The organism is Moraxella lacunata (genome assembly GCF_900453205.1).
GTDB classification, from domain to species: Bacteria; Pseudomonadota; Gammaproteobacteria; order Pseudomonadales; family Moraxellaceae; genus Moraxella; species Moraxella lacunata_B.
The window spans coordinates 55,235-72,049 of sequence record NZ_UGQU01000002.1 but is presented as its reverse complement, the minus strand read 5'-3'; the positions used below and the strand labels follow the sequence as shown (position 1 = coordinate 72,049).

Sequence of the window (16,815 nt, the reverse complement as noted above, 5' to 3'; positions counted from 1 at the left end):
GTTATTATATCAAAATTCGCCCATCAAATTCATACTAAATTTGTAAGATTAATTTGGTGAAGTTGAGACTGGCTTTTATGAAATCAATAATAACTTCTTGCGATACTAGGCTTTGCTTTCGTCCCGAGCCATGCTTGCGGGTCGGAAAACCATTATAGGCAGGCACAGCTCATCACGAACGGTTTCTTTAACTTTAAGTTTACAATAAGTCCAATGCTTAAAAAGTCAAAAAGTAGTCGTAAATTTTTGCAAAAAGTTTTAAAATAAAGTTTTTTATTTGACAAAAAAGGCCAACCCATGTCCGTCTATACCCACCTATCTGATGATGAATTTTTTGCGTTTTGTGGTTTGTTTGGCGTAAAATTCAAAAAAGCCATTCCGATTACCCAAGGCATCAAAAATTCCAACTGGTTTATCCAAACCGACAGCGACGTGGGCGATGAGTTTAGCTATGTATTTACCCTATTTGAAGAGCGTGTGCCTGCTGATATTATCAAAATGGCAACCGTCATGCACGCCCTAAAAGACAAATTGCCAATCGCTCCACCGCTTGTCAAGCTCACCGCCAAAGGCGATGACATCGGCACCGACTGCGTCATGCGATACGAAAACAAAGCAATCCTAGTTGTGCCAAAACTCTCAGGTTCACACCCAAAAACCACCGATGAGCCAATGTGCTTTGAGATGGGAAAAGCACTTGCCACCTTGCACAATACCCTCCAAACCTTAGAGCCTGCCGAAAACTATGGCGTGCCACTGTACGACTGGGCAAGGGTCAAAGAGCGTGAAACCGCCTATATGCCGACCGATGAAGCTCGCCTGATGAACGACATCTGGACAGCCTACGCCAATCTGCCCGATGATTTGCCTAAGGGTTTGTGTCATTTGGATATGTTTACTGACAATACCTTGTGGGATTTTTCGGGCGATACGGTCACACTTACGGGACTTCTTGACTTTACTGAAGTGTCGGTGGAGCATTATTTGATGGACATTGCCATTACCATTAACGATTTTTGTACGACTTGGGGCAATGCAAGAGACGGCGAGAGCGTGAATTTTAACACCGACAAAATGAGTGCCTTTATAGACAGCTATGAAAGCGTTCGCCCATTGACGGACAACGAAAAAACCGCCTTGCCTGTCATGCTTGCCTACTCTGCCACGATTTTTTGGCTACTGCGTCTAAACGTCATCTATTATAACCGTGAACAAGGGCGGACGGGCGATGATATTATGGTCAAAAATCCTGATTTAATGAAACGGTTGGCGAGTTTTCATTGGGGGCGTGTGTAATGTCAGCAAAATCCAAAATATGGATTGACACGCCAGAGCAACTTGATTTACTCAAACAACGTGGGCTTGTCATACAGCTAACAAAAATTGAATTTTACTACGAAAACCGTTTACCACAAGCTTGCCTGCGGGTCGGTTTCCGTCATGGGCAGGCTTAGCTCACCACGAACGAAAAACCGTAGCACTTTTTCATTCTGTAGGGTGTAAATGACGATGGATATCTGCAAAGTCTGGGGTATTATCGCCTAAGCGGTTGTATTTATTCGCCAAGTGCAAAACGGTCAAAGGGTCAGTAAGCTGGTTGTTGGCACTCGTTTTATGCTATTTTGGATGTAAAAATCTCAACCGTTGGGTTTGGCACAAAAGCCCAACTCGCAGGCTAACATCAACAAAGTCTTAACTCATCCATCAAAAAAACCACAAACTTTAAAGCTTGTAGTTTTTTTGATGCAAGTACCAATCAATACTCAATAATCACTTTCATCGCCTTATTCTCTGACGCATGTTTGAACACGTCATAGGCTTTTTCCATCTCATCAAATTTAAAATGGTGCGTGGCAAGTTTGTCCATCGGCAATTTACTGCATTCACAGGTTTTTAACAGCATGCCTGTGGTGTTGGCATTGACAAGCCCTGTGGTGATTTTTAGGTTTTTAATCCACAGTTTTTCAAGCTCAAAGTTCACCGACGTGCCATGTACGCCCACGTTGGCGATGTTACCGCCTTCTTTGACGGTCTTTTGGCAAATATCCCATGTATCAGGAATGCCCACCGCTTCGATGGCACAGTCCACGCCACGCCCGCCCGTGATGGCGCGAATGGCTTCTACGGCGTCCGCCACGCCCGATGATGAATTGACCGTGTGGGTCGCCCCCATCTCTTTTGCCATCTGCAAACGGTTATCGTCCATGTCCACCATGATGATGGTCGCAGGCGAGTACAGTTGTGCGGTTAGTAGCACGCCCATGCCCACAGGCCCCGCCCCCACGATGACGATAGAATCCCCTGGTTTGACATCGCCATACTGCACGCCAATCTCATGCCCAGTCGGCAGGGCGTCTGACAAGAATACCGCCACATCGGTGTTTAGGTTGTCGGGCAGATGATATAAGGAGTTGTCGGCAAATGGCGTCCGCACATACTCCGCTTGCGTGCCATCAATCATGTACCCCATAATCCAGCCACCATCGGCACGGCAATGGGCGTAAAGCTGTTTTTGGCAGTTTTCGCACGAGCCACAGCGAGATACACACGAGATGATGACTTTGTCGCCTTTTTTGAAGTTTTTGACGGCTGAACCAACTTCTTCTACAACACCCACGCCTTCATGTCCTAGGATACGACCGTTCCACTCGCCAGTCTTGGCACGGGCGGTTGCTTCAATTTCGGGGTTTTTACCTTTCCAAATCCCCAAATCCGTCCCACAAATCGTGGTCTTAGTCATGCGAATCACGGCGTCGGTTGGGTCAATAATTGCTGGCGTGGGTCGCTCTTCAAAACGAATGTCATCAGCTCCATAATAGGTCATCGCTTTCATCGTGGCAGGCTTGGTCATGATTGTCTCCATCTATTGATATTTATCAAAATAACCAATAAAAATCATCAGTCATCATTGATAAAGAAAATATTCTTACCAATCATCATTTTCATTTGGCAAAATAATCATTGGCAAACCTAGAAATTTATTTGTCTGATAAATTCCCTATATGTAATGTAGCAAAATTTTTGGGGAATTTCCAATGAAATTTTTATGACAATTTAAAGATTTTCCTAATAAATCATTTGGGTAATTTTTTATGCCATCGTATTTGTATTTTTTGTTATGTTATATTATTTTATTTTTAAAAATGAATTATAAAGGGTGTTTTTAAAAATATGAAAATTTATTTTAAATTGGGATAATTTTTTATAAAAATGACAATTTTAAAAACCATGTTAAAACCCCTTTTTATCATTTATCACAACCCATCAAAAAAGGACATGTTCGCCACGTCCTTTTTAAAATTGTCAAATTTGTCAAATCCACAAAAACCGATTTTGGATAACCCTACCTACTGCTTTTTATCCATCGCATTAAACACAGGGGGCAGCTCCTTTTGGGCTTCGTGCTCTTTTTGGATTTCGCTGGCGGTAAGACGGTCGGGGGATAAGCCTTTGATGATGGACAAATCTGACACATTTTTGCGTTTGCGGTTAGATAGGCTCACTGGCACCATACGGGCAAATTCAAATAAGTACAAATACTCTTCTTCATCGCCATCAAACTCATCTTCTTCATCAGGGCGGATACTGGCGATTTTGGCAAGGTCAGCCACCTGCTCACGCTCATCCGCCGTCAGAGCCACTTCTGCCATGCCAAGCCCTGTGATAAAGCCCCCCGCCCAGTCTTTTAGTGCCAAAAACCGCTCAGACAGCTCATGCTCATCATCAGGCACCAGTGGCTCATAGCCATAGGCGTCATCTTTGTCTTTTAGGGCAAAACTCACGTCTTCGCCATACTCCACCAACAGCTCCAACGCCCGCTCATCGGGCAGGGCAAAGCTAAGCTCGGTCAATATCGCCGACCATCCTGCCATGTCCGTGGGATGACAGGCGGTCATCAAAGCACTCATGAGACCATGTAGCTCGCTGATAGAGACATCTGTCCATGTGCTAAATGCTTCTGTCCAGTCATTAAATCCTGATAACTCGTCACTCATAAGGCTCTCGCTGTTGGTTAAATTGCCCTATAAATGCCGTCATTTTGGCAAAAGTCAAGGGCGTTTTGTGTTTTTAAAATCTCATGCTACAATAACACCAATCATCGCTAACAATCGCTTATTGCCCATTATCCTAGGAACACCCATGCTAACCCAATTACAACTCTTAGAGCAGACCATCGCCGAGCTAAAAGCACGCTATAACATCACCGCCACCGAACTTGCCAATCTCAAACACAAATTGGCACATGATGACAGCCCCCGTCAAATCAGCCAGTTACAGCTTGAAATCAACCAAAGCAAAGATGAAAATAACGCCTTGCACGCCCGTATCAAAGAGTTACTGTCCGCCCAAGATGAGCTGGACAAACGCCTAGATGAGCTAAGCCAAGACAATGAACGCCTAGCCAAACAAAACAAGGATCTTGCCGAGAAAAACGCCCTTGCCATCAGCCGTGCCGAAGTCATCCAAACATGGCTTAGCAAAATTGATAACCAAAATCACCAATAAAAATCAACAAGGACACACTCATGAACATTCATTCTGCCATCAAATTCGGTGCCAAAAATAACATCAAAGTCAGCCCATCGCATGAGACATCTGCCCCAAGCGAGCCGAACAAGACCGCCGAGCAAAAAACACAACAAAACCTAAATTCAAGCCTAAGCTCAAACCAAAATCCAAGCCAAAACCAAAACAACCAAAACACAGAAAATCCAGCCCCTGCCAAATCTGCCACGCCCACGCCTACTCTAAAAGTAAGCGACAGCACGCTTGGCAATATTGGCAACACCACACCCAAAGCCCCGACCAAACCTGCCGATAAGGCGGACAAGCCGAGCTTTAAGGCGGTTGATTTGAGCATTGCAGGGTCATCGCACCGCATTACCTGTCCTGTCGATGAAGTGGCACAGTTGGAGCAAGCAGGGGCATACATCAATGACAAAATCCGTGAGCTTCGCCGTGCCGTCAAAGGCAAAAACCCCAGTAACGAAGAGCTGTTGGTACTGACTTGCTTGGAGCTGTACGACCAATGCCAAAGCCTAAAAAACGACCGCAAAAATCAACTGCTAGACAACGAACGTGCCAAAGCCCTGATTGAGAAAATCACCAAAGACGCCCGTTCGGTGTTGTAACCCAAATGACAAAAGGCGTGTTTGCAAACCCCATCAAACACGCCTTAGTTTTACCCATCAAATTAAGCTATTCAACTCAAACCATCAAAAATTAAAAAGGATTTCCCATGACAACTTTCGCCCAAAAACGCCGTCAGAAGTTTATGACCAAAGATTATTATGAAAAGATTAAGCCTTATTGGGATAATTTGATAGAAGAGCATATTCACGATGAGGGTTATTATACCAAAGATTTTAACTTTCTAGAGGTGGATTTACAGCCAGACTGGATAATCCTATTTGATGTATATTACGGACAACTCCTACTTGCCTATACCGCAGGTGATGACATCAAGACTCTGATTCCTTATCTATACAAATGTATCGAATGCAAAGAAAATGAAGCTGCCGCCATTGCCAAACATCATTATGATGAAGGCAGTCTACCAAGTGTTTTAGGTTCTAATTCTGACAAAGTCTTACAATTTATCAGTCTAGCCTATTTGTTAGATTGCCGTGATTTATTACCTAAAATTAAGCTGTTGGCAGAAGGTCAAAACCAAGATGTCTTTGATGCCACCGATGCAATGACTGACCGTTTGTTTAGAATCAGTGGTCTTGTGCAAGAAGTGCGAGCTGGCAATGTGGACGGTGGTTTATACAACAACCCTTGGTATACGATTATCTGTGACTGCCTAGATGATTTATATCACAACACAGGCAACACCCAAAAAATCAAAGACGCCATCATCGATGAGCTAAGACAAAACCTAGAAGAATGGTACGAATACCACAATGATAAGCTATGGCATAACAGCCATCTTAGAATGGAAGATGAATACGGCTATTTTGGCTACTGGGAATTTGTGCCAGCATGCCTTGTCTATCTTTTTGATTTGGACGATACACCCTTGCACAAATTCATCCATTACCCCAAAGATTTGGTGGCGTGGGCAAGACAAAAGAATCCCAAAGAGCCTATGCTACATCAACCATAATCCCGCTCGCCAAATATCGCCGTCCCCACTCGCACCATCGTTGAGCCGTGGGCAACTGCCTGCTCCATGTCGCCACTCATGCCCATGGAGAGCGTATCAAAGTCAGGCAAATCAAAACGCCCTTTGATGTCATCAAATATCGCTTTGGTGCGGACAAATGCGTCCGTACCGTCTTTGCTTGGGATAATCATCAGCCCACGCAGGGTCAGCTTTGGCAAGCTCATCACGGTTTGTACCAACCCATCCAACTCATCAATGCGACAGCCTGATTTACTCGCTTCATCATCGATGTTGATTTGGATAAGCACGTTTAGGGGTGGGCGGTCATCTGGGCGTTGGTCGTTTAGCCGTTCGGCGATGATGGCTCGCTCCACCGTCTGCACCCAGTCAAAATGCATGGCGATGTCACGGGTCTTGTTCCGCTGAATATGCCCGATGTAGTGCCATGTTATCGGCAGATGTGCCAGTTCGCTCATTTTTATCAAGGCTTCTTGTAAGTAATTTTCACCAAATTGGCTTTGTCCTGCCTGATACAGCGTGGCAATGTCTGATGATGGCTTGGTTTTTGAGACGGCAAGTAGCACCGCTTTGGGGTCGGCCTGATAGGTGTCATTGATGGCGTCTAAGCGTTCTTTGACTGCCGTATGCCGTTCAATGAGTGCATTGGATGATGGATGATGGGAAGCTTGTGTCATGATTTTTCCTTAAATCTTTGTATTTTAGCAGAAAATCCCCACAAATGGCATAAACTTTGGCATAAAATGGATTGTAATATCTGACGGGACGTGCTTTAATGGCAAAGCAAAATATTGTATAATAAACCCATAATTTATCTAGTTTATTCATTTTAAGGCAATCCCATGTCAGCTCCTAGTATTGAAGACCTACTGCGTTTTGTGGTAAAAAATAAAGCGTCCGACTTGCACTTATCGGCAGGACTACCGCCCATGATTCGTGTGGACGGCGAAGTGGTGCGTATCAACACCCCCGAGATGGATCACTCTACCGTGCATAAGCTCATTTATGACATCATGAATGACAAACAACGTGCCGACTACGAAGAATTTTTAGAAACTGACTTCTCGTTTGAAATCCCAGGTCTGGCTCGTTTTCGTGTGAACGCCTTTAACCAAAACCGTGGTGCTGGTGCGGTATTTCGTACCATTCCATCCAAGGTTCTGACCATGGAAGATTTGGGCATGGGTCCTGTCTTTAAAAAGGTCTCCGACTTTAAACGTGGTGTGGTACTGGTTACAGGTCCGACAGGTTCGGGCAAATCAACCACGCTCGCTGCGATGATTAACTACATCAACGAAAGCCGTAAAGAGCATATCCTAACCATCGAAGACCCCATCGAGTTTGTCCATGAATCCAAAAAATCGCTCGTGAACCAACGTGAAGTACACCGTGACACCCTAGGCTTTGATGCCGCCTTGCGTTCGGCACTGCGTGAAGACCCTGATATCATTTTGGTCGGTGAGATGCGTGACTTGGAGACCATCCGTCTTGCCCTAACCGCTGCCGAGACAGGACACTTGGTGTTTGGGACGCTCCACACCAACTCCGCTGCCAAGACCATTGACCGTGTGATTGACGTATTCCCTGCCGCCGAAAAAGACATGATTCGTGCGATGTTATCCGAGTCCTTGCAGGCGGTTATCTCGCAAGCCCTACTCAAAAAAGTCGGGGGCGGTCGTGTGGCAGCTCATGAAATCATGCTTGGCACGCCTGCCATTCGTAACCTTATCCGTGAAAACAAAATCGCCCAAATGTACTCTGCCATCCAAACAGGTGCTGGCGAAGGCATGATTACCCTTGACCAGACCTTAAAGAACTTAGTTGCCGCTCGCACCATCACCAAAGAGACGGCACGTGTCTATGCCAAACAGCCAGAAGCGTTCTTATAAGGGGGTCACATGGATTTTGATAAACTACTACAAGTGATGATTGCCAAAAACGGCTCTGACCTTTTTATCACCGAAGGCGTTCCCCCATCACTCAAAGTCAATGGCACCATTTTGCCCATGACCAAAACCCCACTGACCGCTGAACAGACCATGGCATTGGTGACCAGTATCATGACCGAAGCTCAGAAAAAAGAGTTTCATGAGACTAACGAGTGCCAGTTTGCCATCTCTGACAAAGCCGAAACCGCTCGTTTTCGTGTGTCGGCAATGATTCAGCGTAACAAGGCGGCGATGGTACTGCGTAAGATTGAGACGCAGATTCCCACCACCGAAGATTTGAACCTACCACCCATCCTAAAAGAGCTTGCCATGAAAAAGCGTGGCATTATCCTACTTGTGGGTGCGACAGGTACAGGTAAATCCACCACGCTGGCTGCCATGATCGGCCATCGTAACGAGAACTCTCGTGGTCATATCATTACTATCGAAGACCCGATTGAATACGTCCATCAGCACAAAGGCTGTATCGTCACTCAGCGTGAGGTGGGTATTGACACGCTCTCGTTTGAAGAAGGTCTAAAAAACACTCTACGTCAAGCCCCTGATGTCATCCTTATCGGTGAGATTCGTAACCGTGAAGTCATGAGCTATGCCATCCAGTACGCCGAGACAGGTCACTTGGTATTTGCCACGCTCCACGCCAACAACGCCAACCAAGCCATCGACCGTATCATTCACTTCTTTGAAGCGGACAGACACGGACAGTTATTCATGGACTTGTCGCTGAACTTGCGTGCCATCATCGCCCAACAGCTTATCCCAACCCCTGATGGCAAAGGTCGCCGTGCCGCCATCGAAATTCTACTGGGTACACAGCTCATTGCTGACTACATCCGTAAGGGCGAGATTCACGAGATTAAGCCTGTAATGAAACGCTCTCGTGACATCGGCATGCAGACCTTTGACCAAGCGTTGTTCGACCTGTACGAATCAGGGCAAATCACCTATCAAGACGCACTCAAACACGCCGATAGCCCGAACGACCTACGTCTACAAATCAAACTCGAAAGCAAAAATGCCGCCGCGGTCGAAGAAGAGTCTGCCAAACTCTCTATTGACATGGGCGACTACTCATAACTTGGCGATAGGCAAACAAAAAGACTGGTAATGACCAGTCTTTTTATGACTCTTGATTTAGCTTTTATTGGCAGGGTCAAGGGTCTTTTGACACTCTTCGTTATCACATACGCCATGTAGCACCAGTGAATGCCCTGACAGTTTGAAATTATACTTCTCAGCGATTTTCTCTTGCTCGTCTTCAATAACGGCATTATGAAACTCTTCAATCTTACCACAGACATCGCACACCAAATGGTCATGATGTTCTTCTTGGGCAATCTCAAACACCGATAGGTTATTTTCAAAATTATGACGCTCAACGATACCCGCCTGCTCAAACTGGGTTAGCACACGGTACACCGTCGCCAAACCGACATCTTCGCCCTGCTCGGCAAGTGCCTTGTACACGTCTTCGGCACTCATATGGTGGTGTTCTGCGTTCTCTAATAACTCTAAAATCTTCATGCGGGGCAAGGTTACTTTTAGACCTGCCTTGCGTAAATCTTTGTTGGTAAATCCCATATCAATCACCTTTTAAATCATGGACTTAGTCGCTGATTATTGATTTTATCAATCATCACAGCTCTTTTGATTATCATTTGATAATCAGTTACAAGATAAGTGTACTTTAACATACTTTTAGCAAAATTTCATCCATCAATTGAGGATTTATGGACAAAATGACTGATTTTTGGGATTGGTTTTTTTAATCTTGCTACAACGTCAGCAAAAACGCCGTCAATGCGTCCATCTCATAGGCGGTCAGCTCTAGCGATTTGATGAGTGGGTCTAAGTGGTCAGCGTGGGCAATGGGTGGGGCGGTGCTGGTGGGTGGTATGTCCATGCCTGTGTTATAAATCGCCACCACGCCACGCAAATTGGTAAACAGTCCATGATGAAACCACGGTTTTGATGTGCTAAGGTTTCGCAAAGATGGGGTTTTAAATTTGCCAAAATCGGCAGGGTCGCCTGTGATGTCGTATTTGCCAAAGTCTTGGCGTTTTCGCCCTGCTAGGGTTTGATTGAGATTGTGAAAATCGCCATCGCTCATCGCTTGCCCAAAATGACAATTCATGCACCGCCCCCTTGGTGCGAAATAGGTGCAAGCCCAACAGTTCGGCATCACTCAAAGCTGTGATGTCGCCCTTTAAAAACTCATCAAAACGGGTGGGTGTAGGGGTGAGCGTGTGCAGATAGGCGGTCAGGGCGTGGGCGACTTGATTGATGTCAATGGCGGTCATTTGTTGCCCAAACACCGTCCGAAAGTGTGGCAGGTATCCTGCATTTGCCAAGCGGTTTGGCACGCTGTCTAGCGTAATGTCCATCTCGTTGGGGTCGGTCAGGGGCATGAGTACTTGCTCGTGCAAGGTCTTGGCTCGTCCGTCCCAAAAAAAGGCGTGTTGTGGGCTGTCTAACCCCAGATGTGTCAAGGATTGGCTGTTGCGGGTGCCTTGTCGGTCATATACGCCAAGCGATACGGGGCGTGGGTCAGCAAAGGCGTGGCGTGGGTCATGGCAGGTGGCACAAGAGATTTGTTCGTCTGATGACAAGGCGGTTTCAAAAAATAACCGTTTGCCAAGCTCGCTTAGGGGTGTGGGCATGGGTGGCGTGCCAATGGGGGCAAGCTCTGCCCATGCCACGCCGTCATCAATGGTTGGTGCCAACCATTGGTCGGTAGGTTTGGCATAAGCAAGGCGTAAACATTGTATGTCGCATTCGCCTGATGATGTGTGAGCTACTGCCTGACAGGTGCTAAACATGATAGCCAACACCACAAAAACCACTCGTAACATTGCGATAAATCAGCTTGTTATGTTTGGTGGGTTATTATAAACCTGTTTTATAAAACTGTAAAGCGAATGATTATCGTATGCTTTTTGGCTTGACAAGATTTAACAGTTTGAGTCCGCCTTGCACGCCTGATACGCCATGTTCACGCCTTGTATGATGGACGGATAGGCATTTTCGCCGTGGGATTGGTTGGGGTTAAAATGAAAAGTTACGTTGGTGTGGGGCAGTTTATTTTTTAAAAACTCACTCATAAGATAGGCATTGCTATTTTCTAGCGTGGTGGGGGTGTTGGGGTTACGGTGGCGGGCGTTCAGTTCGTGTTCGCCCAGCGTGATAAGGATATTTTTGACGTTGGGTGTGGCGATAATTCCATTTTGATGGGTCAAGATACTCTTATCATTCCACCAAATAGATGGGCTGGCGATGACATAATTATCAAAACTCTCACTGCGAGCCATGAGCAGATACAGCCCAAACAGTCCGCCATACGAATGCCCGATAAGTGTGCGATGATTGGGGTTAATGCCAAACTCCTTATCCAGCATGGGTTCAAGCTCATCAGCGATAAAAGCATGAAAATAATCCGCCCCACCAAAAGCCGTCTGCTCGCCTTTTGGGGTGGGGTAGCTTTTGGACGGTGGCGTATAGTCATGCGTGCGGTTTGGTATGTCAAAGGCTCGCCCTGTGGTGTAGCCGATGCCCACGACCATTAAGGATTTGGGATTTTTTTCGCTCGGTTTGTCGTGATTCATTTGGGCGATGGAGGTTGCCACCCCAAAAAACGCATTGCCGTCTAGCACATAGATGATAGGATAGCCGTTGGCAGGTTTTTTGCCAATGGTGGCGACTTGTATCAGATAGTGTTTGTTGGTGTGGCTGGAATACACCACTTTTTCATGGCTGTTTAACATGGTGGCGACTTGCCAGTTTGGGGCAGACTGTTTGGCAGGCAGACTGGTACAACCTTGTAATGCCATTAAGGATAAGGCAAAAAATGCAGAGAAATGACTAATTTTCATAAAATTATCCAAAAAATTAAGGGCGAAAAATGCCCTTAATTTTAACAATTAAAACTCGTATTTTAAACTGGCAAAATATGCACGCCCTGTCTCATTATAGGTCTGATTGGCACTATTATCACGCAGCAGCTGCTTGTCAAACAAGTTATTCACTCCGATACGACCTTGTAGATTGTCATTAAAGCGATAGCCTGCATTGACAGAGACGGTATTATAACTGCGTACATCAGGTCCATTTAGCTGACCGACTTCGATGACATTTTGAGCATTTCGGCGTACCTTTTGACGACCATACTGCGTAAATACCACATTCATATCCCAATCATCATTAAAGTCATAGCCAAAGACAGAGTTCCATGTATAATTTGGCACCAATGATAACGGGTCGCCCGTCTGCTTATCCACCGACTTCATCATATAAGTGATGTTATTGGTCCAGCGTGCTTTATCCTTTGTCCAAGTGATATTGCCCTCCAGACCTGATATGGTCGCCCTCGGAGTATTTTCCCATTTTAACAAACGATAAGTATCCGCCCCAATGACTGTTGTGTCATGCACCGCACTGCCTGCCACAATTTTATCTTTATAATCATTATGAAAATAAGTTAAGCTGGCATTGATATTGTCTTGTTTGTATTGTACGCCAAGCTCGGTGTTGAGTGAGGTTTCTGGTTTTAGGTCATCATTGCCCTGCAAGATACAGCGAAATCTATTGCCCAGATAGACAGGACATCCTTGACCACGAGTGTAGAGCAGATAGCCGCTTGAATTTTGATAAAGGTTGGGTGCTTTATACGCACGAGCCACGCCTGCTTTTACCGTCCAAGCGTCATTGAGCTTGTGGGTGAGGTTTAATGCTGGGCTAAAATTACCGCCTGATTTATTGTGGTGGTCGTAACGAGCCGATAGCACCAAATTGGTGTCATCTGAAAGTTGCAAATTATCCTCTGCATAGACAGAGGCAATGCGTGAGGTCATCTTGCTTCTGTCGCCAGAGGTGTAATAGTCGGCAAATATCGCTCGTCTGTCCGTGCCTGTGGCTGTGCCTTCATCCGTGTTAGCGGTATCTATGAGCTTATCATGTACATATTCTGCCCCCAATGTGAGCTTCTGTGGCACGCCCACCATCAAAGGCAAAGTCAGCTCACCGTGCAGTCTTTTGGTGTCAAGTTTGGTATTTTCAAATTCCAAACTGGTAATCACCCCCTCAGGACCACCCGCCAAACCCTCATTCAGACGGGTGTTTTTGGTTTTATCATATTGAGCGGTCAAGCTGACATCGCCCCAATCAAATTCGCCATCATAGCTTAGTGCATAGCCATCACGACGCATGATGTTGGTCTGACTGCCCAAAAGAGAGTTAAGAAGTGCATTGCTGGCATTTTGGGCAGAAGTCGGGTCTGTCAAAGTCGCATCACGGTTGGAGTGCTGTGTGTCGCCTGCATATTCATTGCCCTGACGACCATAAGTGGCATCAAAATTAAGCGTGTGCTTAGGGCTTATCTCATAGCTTAGGCGTATGCCTGCATCTTTATTTTCCACGCCCTCACGCCCTGCCGCTCGTGCCATATAATAAGTGCCATTGGCATTATAATAACGCACCAAAGGATTGATGTTAGGGTCGTCCATCTTTGTTTTGTTAAAATTACCATAAAGACGCACGCCCAGCTTATCGGTCAGTGAGCCACTAAGATTGGCACTGATACGCCGACTGTCGCCCTCTTGACTGTCCTCTGGCTGATTGGTGTACAGCTCAACAGAGCCATGCAAGCCCTCGGTGGTTTTTTTGGTGATGATGTTCACCACCCCACCCATCGCCCCACTGCCATAGCGAGCGGCGGCAGGACCTCTGATAACCTCAATGCTTTGGATTGCCGCCGCTGGCACCCACTGCGAGTCGCCACGAGTATCACGCTCTCCACGCCAGCCATAACGCACGCTATTGCGTGAGGTGATCGGCTTACCATCGACCAAGATGAGCGTATTCTCAGGACCCATACCCCGAATATCAATCTGTCGCTGATTGCCACGCTGACCTGTTGCCGAGTTTCCTGTCAGATTTACCCCCGGCATTTTTCGTACGATTTCTGAGATGTCGCTGGCAACAGGCGTGCGTTCAAGGTCGTCCTCGCTGATGTTTGACACGCCAAGCGACTGCTTGACTTGTCTTTGGGCGGTGATGACCATGTGTTCTAGCTCAACATTTGGCAGATCGTCATCGCTGACGGCTTGGGTCTGTGCCATTGCTGTCATACTCATGAATGATAACAGGCAGACGGATAATGTTTTTGGGCGAAACTGTGGCATGGCGTTTCCTTAATTAAATTAAATAGGTGTAAATGGTAACAATTATACTTAAATATTACAATAATGTAAATAATAAATGTTATTATTATCTTTATTTAATTAAGGCGGTGAATTGTTGGCAAAATCTTCTTAATTGGTTGCCATTGATTGCCATGCCCATCACACGCTTGCCCCCACACTTCTTGCCAAAGCGATGCCGTCTTCGATAGATAGATAGGTTTTTTTGCTGGGCGTATCCTTAAACACCACGTCGCCGTCCCTAAATACCACACATTCGTCCACGGCAATCTGTTGCCATTTTTCGTTGTTGGTGAGCGGTATGGTAACGATGACGGTAACTTTGTCTTTGGCAGTGGTCAAATCGCCAAAATTTACGCTCATCTCGCCGTCTGACAGATGAGCCTCGCCAAAAGGGGCTTTGCGAGTGAGATAAAACAAAAGACTGCCTGCATAGGCAAATTGCCAATTTCCATTAGAAATCAAGCAGTTAAAAAGCCCATTGGCGGACAGATAACGGCATTGTGCGGTCAAAAAGGCAAACAACGCCTCATCGGACGGACGGGATTTAAAAGTGGCTTTTAGGCGGTTTAACAGATAACAAAACGCAAGCTCGCTGTCGGTCGTGCCTACGGGCGTATAATGCTCGGCATTGCCGTTGGCGTGTAGGCGTTCGGTGCGACTGATAAAGCTCGCTGTCATCTGCCCGTTGTGGGCAAATACCCACTGCTCGCCCCACACTTCACGCACAAAGGGGTGTAGGTTGGATAGGTTGCTTTTTTCGCCTGTGGTCGCCCGTCTGATATGGGCGATGACGTTCATGGCTTTTATGGGGTAATGGTTTATCAAATCCGCCACGGGCGATAGGTAGCTTGGCTTGTTGTCGTGAAATTGGCGAAGTCCGATGTTGCCCGATTCGCTTTTTTCAAAAAACGCAATGCCAAAACCGTCCTCATGGTGGTCGGTCAAGCCCCCACGCTGGCGAAAGCCTGTAAAGCTAAATCCGATGTCGGTGGGGGTGTTGCAGTTCATTCCAAGTAGTTGACACATATTAGTTGGCTCGTTGTAATAATTTGGGTTGGACATAGGTTTTGTGATGCCAGTCGGTCATTTGCTTGGCTGTCATTTTGACCCAATGCTCGGTGTTAATGGTTTTGTCTTTTTCAAAATCTTTTAAAAGATTTAGGGTGTCTTTGAGTGTTTGCTTTGCCAATAAATAAAAAGTGTTATTTGGCATATTTAATACAACATCATAATTGTCAGGCATATCATTTTTATAAATGGCTAATGATGATTGATTGATATAATCAATGCGTTTTAGAACAAATAAATAATCCCCCAAATGCTCTAATTTTGCGATGTCGTTTTGATGATAAATAGGGATTTCATTAACCCTTAGATTGTATAATAATTCGTATGTTTGGGTTTGTAAAAGTTTGCCTGTTTGTTTATCCAAAATAAATCGTCTGTTGCGTCTATCAGTTGCGATAATATGTTTATCAGTGGTGTATTGAATGCAAGTGATATTAAACTGAACATCGGCTTCTAAATGCGGGTCTAGCACTTTGTCATTTTCCAATAACTTAGTATGCCAAAGTATTTGCTTATTTTCAATTGGCTTTGGGTGGATTGTGTTTGTTTGATTGTGCGTGGTGTAAGACGCTTCCACAAAATTGCCATGACTTCTATAACGGATGTTATTTTCATCAATGGCAGGGCAATTGGCAATTTTAGCCATGCTTGATTGGGGTATTGACCATAAGCATGAAAATAATACCAAGACGGATAAGTGTTTAGTAGATTTCATCAAATATAATTTCCATACAGCTGGTTGAATGATGATTTATCAATCAATAAATTTACCAAAACCGCATTTAATATTGGCTTGGGTATGATGGTTTTCAAATAGTTGGTATATGATTTTCTCTTTTTGTAATCTTGCCTGACAAATTATGCAAGTTTGCACTATAGTGAAGGTTAATACACCCCCAGACCCTACCTAATTCTTTGAACAAAGATAATCTTAGATCTTTTTTTGCAGTTTTTGAGCCTTAAACATACAGTCCAATCACAACCAATGAAAAGATATTCATTATTGCTCATAATATTGTTACCACACAAATCAAAAAGTAACCATGAACACCTACAAACATCTTAGCATAAATGAACGAGAAAAGATAATATTAATGCTTGCACAAGGCACAAAACCGAGAAAATCGCAAGCATGTTAGGACGTTCTTGTTCAAAAATGCCAAGAGAACGGTCGAAAAATTGGAGATGTCAAATTGGTTCATCGTAAGCTACACCATAAGAACAAGACATGCTAAGAATCATGATGAAAAGCATGGTAAAATCAAAATATTACTGCTTTTTTTGACGTTTTGGTATATTGCAACTTGGCGACCTAGATGGTAGTTGGGATATTACACCCAAGAAACTTTAAAATTACTAAAAATACAATGATGTGTGGACGTAGGGGCGTGCTGAGCACGCCTTGTATGGTAATATCACCAAAGGGTGTGCTCAGCACACCCCTACAAACCCGTGGTAAATATCAAGTTGGTTG

The 16,815-nt window shown here is 45.2% G+C and carries 16 protein-coding genes; 6 read left to right on the top strand and 10 right to left on the bottom strand.

Features of this window, described 5'->3' with window-relative positions:
* The first annotated feature begins 297 nt into the window (after window positions 1-297).
* The gene (locus DX073_RS05795) at window positions 298-1,296 is read left to right on the top strand and encodes a homoserine kinase (protein WP_115006561.1); all 999 of its coding nucleotides are present in this window, start codon (window positions 298-300) and stop codon (window positions 1,294-1,296) included.
* Window positions 1,297-1,756: 460 nt separating this feature from the next.
* Here the strand turns inward: DX073_RS05795 and DX073_RS05790 are convergent, their stop codons facing one another.
* Both DX073_RS05790 and DX073_RS05785 read right to left on the bottom strand, forming a co-directional pair.
* Window positions 1,757-2,851, bottom strand: a complete 1,095-nt coding sequence (locus DX073_RS05790; protein ID WP_115006559.1) for a zinc-dependent alcohol dehydrogenase family protein — start codon at window positions 2,849-2,851, stop codon at window positions 1,757-1,759.
* A gap of 496 nt (window positions 2,852-3,347) precedes the next feature.
* On the bottom strand, window positions 3,348-3,995 hold the full coding sequence (locus DX073_RS05785) for a UPF0149 family protein (protein ID WP_115006557.1): 648 nt from the start codon (window positions 3,993-3,995) through the stop codon (window positions 3,348-3,350).
* Window positions 3,996-4,140: 145 nt separating this feature from the next.
* Between DX073_RS05785 and DX073_RS05780 the strand changes: the two genes are divergently transcribed.
* The 3 genes from DX073_RS05780 to DX073_RS05770 all read left to right on the top strand — a co-directional run bounded on the left by DX073_RS05780 (window position 4,141) and on the right by DX073_RS05770 (window position 6,109).
* Window positions 4,141-4,506, top strand: a complete 366-nt coding sequence (locus tag DX073_RS05780) for a hypothetical protein (protein ID WP_115007520.1) — start codon at window positions 4,141-4,143, stop codon at window positions 4,504-4,506.
* A gap of 20 nt (window positions 4,507-4,526) precedes the next feature.
* A complete protein-coding gene (locus DX073_RS05775; RefSeq protein ID WP_115006555.1) occupies window positions 4,527-5,132 on the top strand; it encodes a cell division protein ZapA in 606 nt (201 codons plus the stop codon).
* A 107-nt stretch (window positions 5,133-5,239) separates the two neighbouring features.
* Window positions 5,240-6,109: a PoNe immunity protein domain-containing protein gene (locus DX073_RS05770; protein ID WP_115006553.1), complete on the top strand. Its 870-nt coding sequence runs from the start codon at window positions 5,240-5,242 to the stop codon at window positions 6,107-6,109.
* Here DX073_RS05770 and DX073_RS05765 read toward each other — a convergent pair.
* On the bottom strand, window positions 6,100-6,804 hold the full coding sequence (locus DX073_RS05765) for a YggS family pyridoxal phosphate-dependent enzyme (RefSeq protein ID WP_115006551.1): 705 nt from the start codon (window positions 6,802-6,804) through the stop codon (window positions 6,100-6,102). The genes DX073_RS05770 and DX073_RS05765 overlap by 10 nt on opposite strands.
* Before the next feature lie 165 nt (window positions 6,805-6,969).
* On the opposite strand from DX073_RS05765, the gene DX073_RS05760 reads away from it, so the two are divergent.
* The gene (locus tag DX073_RS05760; RefSeq protein ID WP_115006549.1) at window positions 6,970-8,016 is read left to right on the top strand and encodes a type IV pilus twitching motility protein PilT; all 1,047 of its coding nucleotides are present in this window, start codon (window positions 6,970-6,972) and stop codon (window positions 8,014-8,016) included.
* A 9-nt stretch (window positions 8,017-8,025) separates the two neighbouring features.
* Window positions 8,026-9,153, top strand: a complete 1,128-nt coding sequence (locus DX073_RS05755) for a PilT/PilU family type 4a pilus ATPase (protein WP_115006547.1) — start codon at window positions 8,026-8,028, stop codon at window positions 9,151-9,153.
* Window positions 9,154-9,210: 57 nt separating this feature from the next.
* Here the strand turns inward: DX073_RS05755 and fur are convergent, their stop codons facing one another.
* The 7 genes from fur to DX073_RS05720 all read right to left on the bottom strand — a co-directional run bounded on the left by fur (window position 9,211) and on the right by DX073_RS05720 (window position 15,987).
* The gene (gene fur / locus DX073_RS05750; protein ID WP_115006544.1) at window positions 9,211-9,657 is read right to left on the bottom strand and encodes a ferric iron uptake transcriptional regulator; all 447 of its coding nucleotides are present in this window, start codon (window positions 9,655-9,657) and stop codon (window positions 9,211-9,213) included.
* Between the two features lie 193 nt (window positions 9,658-9,850).
* Window positions 9,851-10,186 (bottom strand): hypothetical protein, encoded by a 336-nt coding sequence (locus DX073_RS14070; protein ID WP_147279686.1) that lies wholly within the window; start codon window positions 10,184-10,186, stop codon window positions 9,851-9,853.
* A complete protein-coding gene (locus tag DX073_RS05740; protein ID WP_115006540.1) occupies window positions 10,077-10,928 on the bottom strand; it encodes a cytochrome-c peroxidase in 852 nt (283 codons plus the stop codon). Before DX073_RS05740 ends, DX073_RS14070 begins: the two co-directional genes overlap by 110 nt.
* Before the next feature lie 99 nt (window positions 10,929-11,027).
* Window positions 11,028-11,945 (bottom strand): alpha/beta hydrolase, encoded by a 918-nt coding sequence (locus DX073_RS05735; RefSeq protein WP_115006538.1) that lies wholly within the window; start codon window positions 11,943-11,945, stop codon window positions 11,028-11,030.
* 48 nt (window positions 11,946-11,993) lie between these two features.
* Window positions 11,994-14,252 (bottom strand): FepA family TonB-dependent siderophore receptor, encoded by a 2,259-nt coding sequence (locus tag DX073_RS05730; protein WP_115006536.1) that lies wholly within the window; start codon window positions 14,250-14,252, stop codon window positions 11,994-11,996.
* 159 nt (window positions 14,253-14,411) lie between these two features.
* On the bottom strand, window positions 14,412-15,299 hold the full coding sequence (locus tag DX073_RS05725; RefSeq protein WP_115006534.1) for a class II glutamine amidotransferase: 888 nt from the start codon (window positions 15,297-15,299) through the stop codon (window positions 14,412-14,414).
* Between the two features lies 1 nt (window position 15,300).
* Entirely contained in the window at window positions 15,301-15,987 is a 687-nt protein-coding gene (locus tag DX073_RS05720) for a hypothetical protein (protein WP_115006532.1), read from the bottom strand.
* Window positions 15,988-16,815 lie beyond the last annotated feature (828 nt).

Excerpts from the sequence above, each read along its gene's own strand:
- DX073_RS05735 (WP_115006538.1), bottom strand. The coding sequence starts at position 11,945 with ATGAAAATTAGTCATTTCTCTGCATTTTTTGCCTTATCCTTAATGGCA.
- DX073_RS05765 (WP_115006551.1), bottom strand. The coding sequence starts at position 6,804 with ATGACACAAGCTTCCCATCATCCATCATCCAATGCACTCATTGAACGG.
- DX073_RS05725 (WP_115006534.1), bottom strand. The coding sequence starts at position 15,299 with ATGTGTCAACTACTTGGAATGAACTGCAACACCCCCACCGACATCGGA.
- DX073_RS14070 (WP_147279686.1), bottom strand. The coding sequence starts at position 10,186 with ATGAGCGATGGCGATTTTCACAATCTCAATCAAACCCTAGCAGGGCGA.
- DX073_RS05785 (WP_115006557.1), bottom strand. The coding sequence starts at position 3,995 with ATGAGTGACGAGTTATCAGGATTTAATGACTGGACAGAAGCATTTAGC.
- DX073_RS05780 (WP_115007520.1), top strand. The coding sequence starts at position 4,141 with ATGCTAACCCAATTACAACTCTTAGAGCAGACCATCGCCGAGCTAAAA.
- fur (WP_115006544.1), bottom strand. The coding sequence starts at position 9,657 with ATGGGATTTACCAACAAAGATTTACGCAAGGCAGGTCTAAAAGTAACC.
- DX073_RS05770 (WP_115006553.1), top strand. The coding sequence starts at position 5,240 with ATGACAACTTTCGCCCAAAAACGCCGTCAGAAGTTTATGACCAAAGAT.
- DX073_RS05730 (WP_115006536.1), bottom strand. The coding sequence starts at position 14,252 with ATGCCACAGTTTCGCCCAAAAACATTATCCGTCTGCCTGTTATCATTC.
- DX073_RS05760 (WP_115006549.1), top strand. The coding sequence starts at position 6,970 with ATGTCAGCTCCTAGTATTGAAGACCTACTGCGTTTTGTGGTAAAAAAT.
- DX073_RS05790 (WP_115006559.1), bottom strand. The coding sequence starts at position 2,851 with ATGACCAAGCCTGCCACGATGAAAGCGATGACCTATTATGGAGCTGAT.
- DX073_RS05755 (WP_115006547.1), top strand. The coding sequence starts at position 8,026 with ATGGATTTTGATAAACTACTACAAGTGATGATTGCCAAAAACGGCTCT.
- DX073_RS05775 (WP_115006555.1), top strand. The coding sequence starts at position 4,527 with ATGAACATTCATTCTGCCATCAAATTCGGTGCCAAAAATAACATCAAA.
- DX073_RS05795 (WP_115006561.1), top strand. The coding sequence starts at position 298 with ATGTCCGTCTATACCCACCTATCTGATGATGAATTTTTTGCGTTTTGT.
- DX073_RS05740 (WP_115006540.1), bottom strand. The coding sequence starts at position 10,928 with ATGTTACGAGTGGTTTTTGTGGTGTTGGCTATCATGTTTAGCACCTGT.
- DX073_RS05720 (WP_115006532.1), bottom strand. The coding sequence starts at position 15,987 with ATGGCTAAAATTGCCAATTGCCCTGCCATTGATGAAAATAACATCCGT.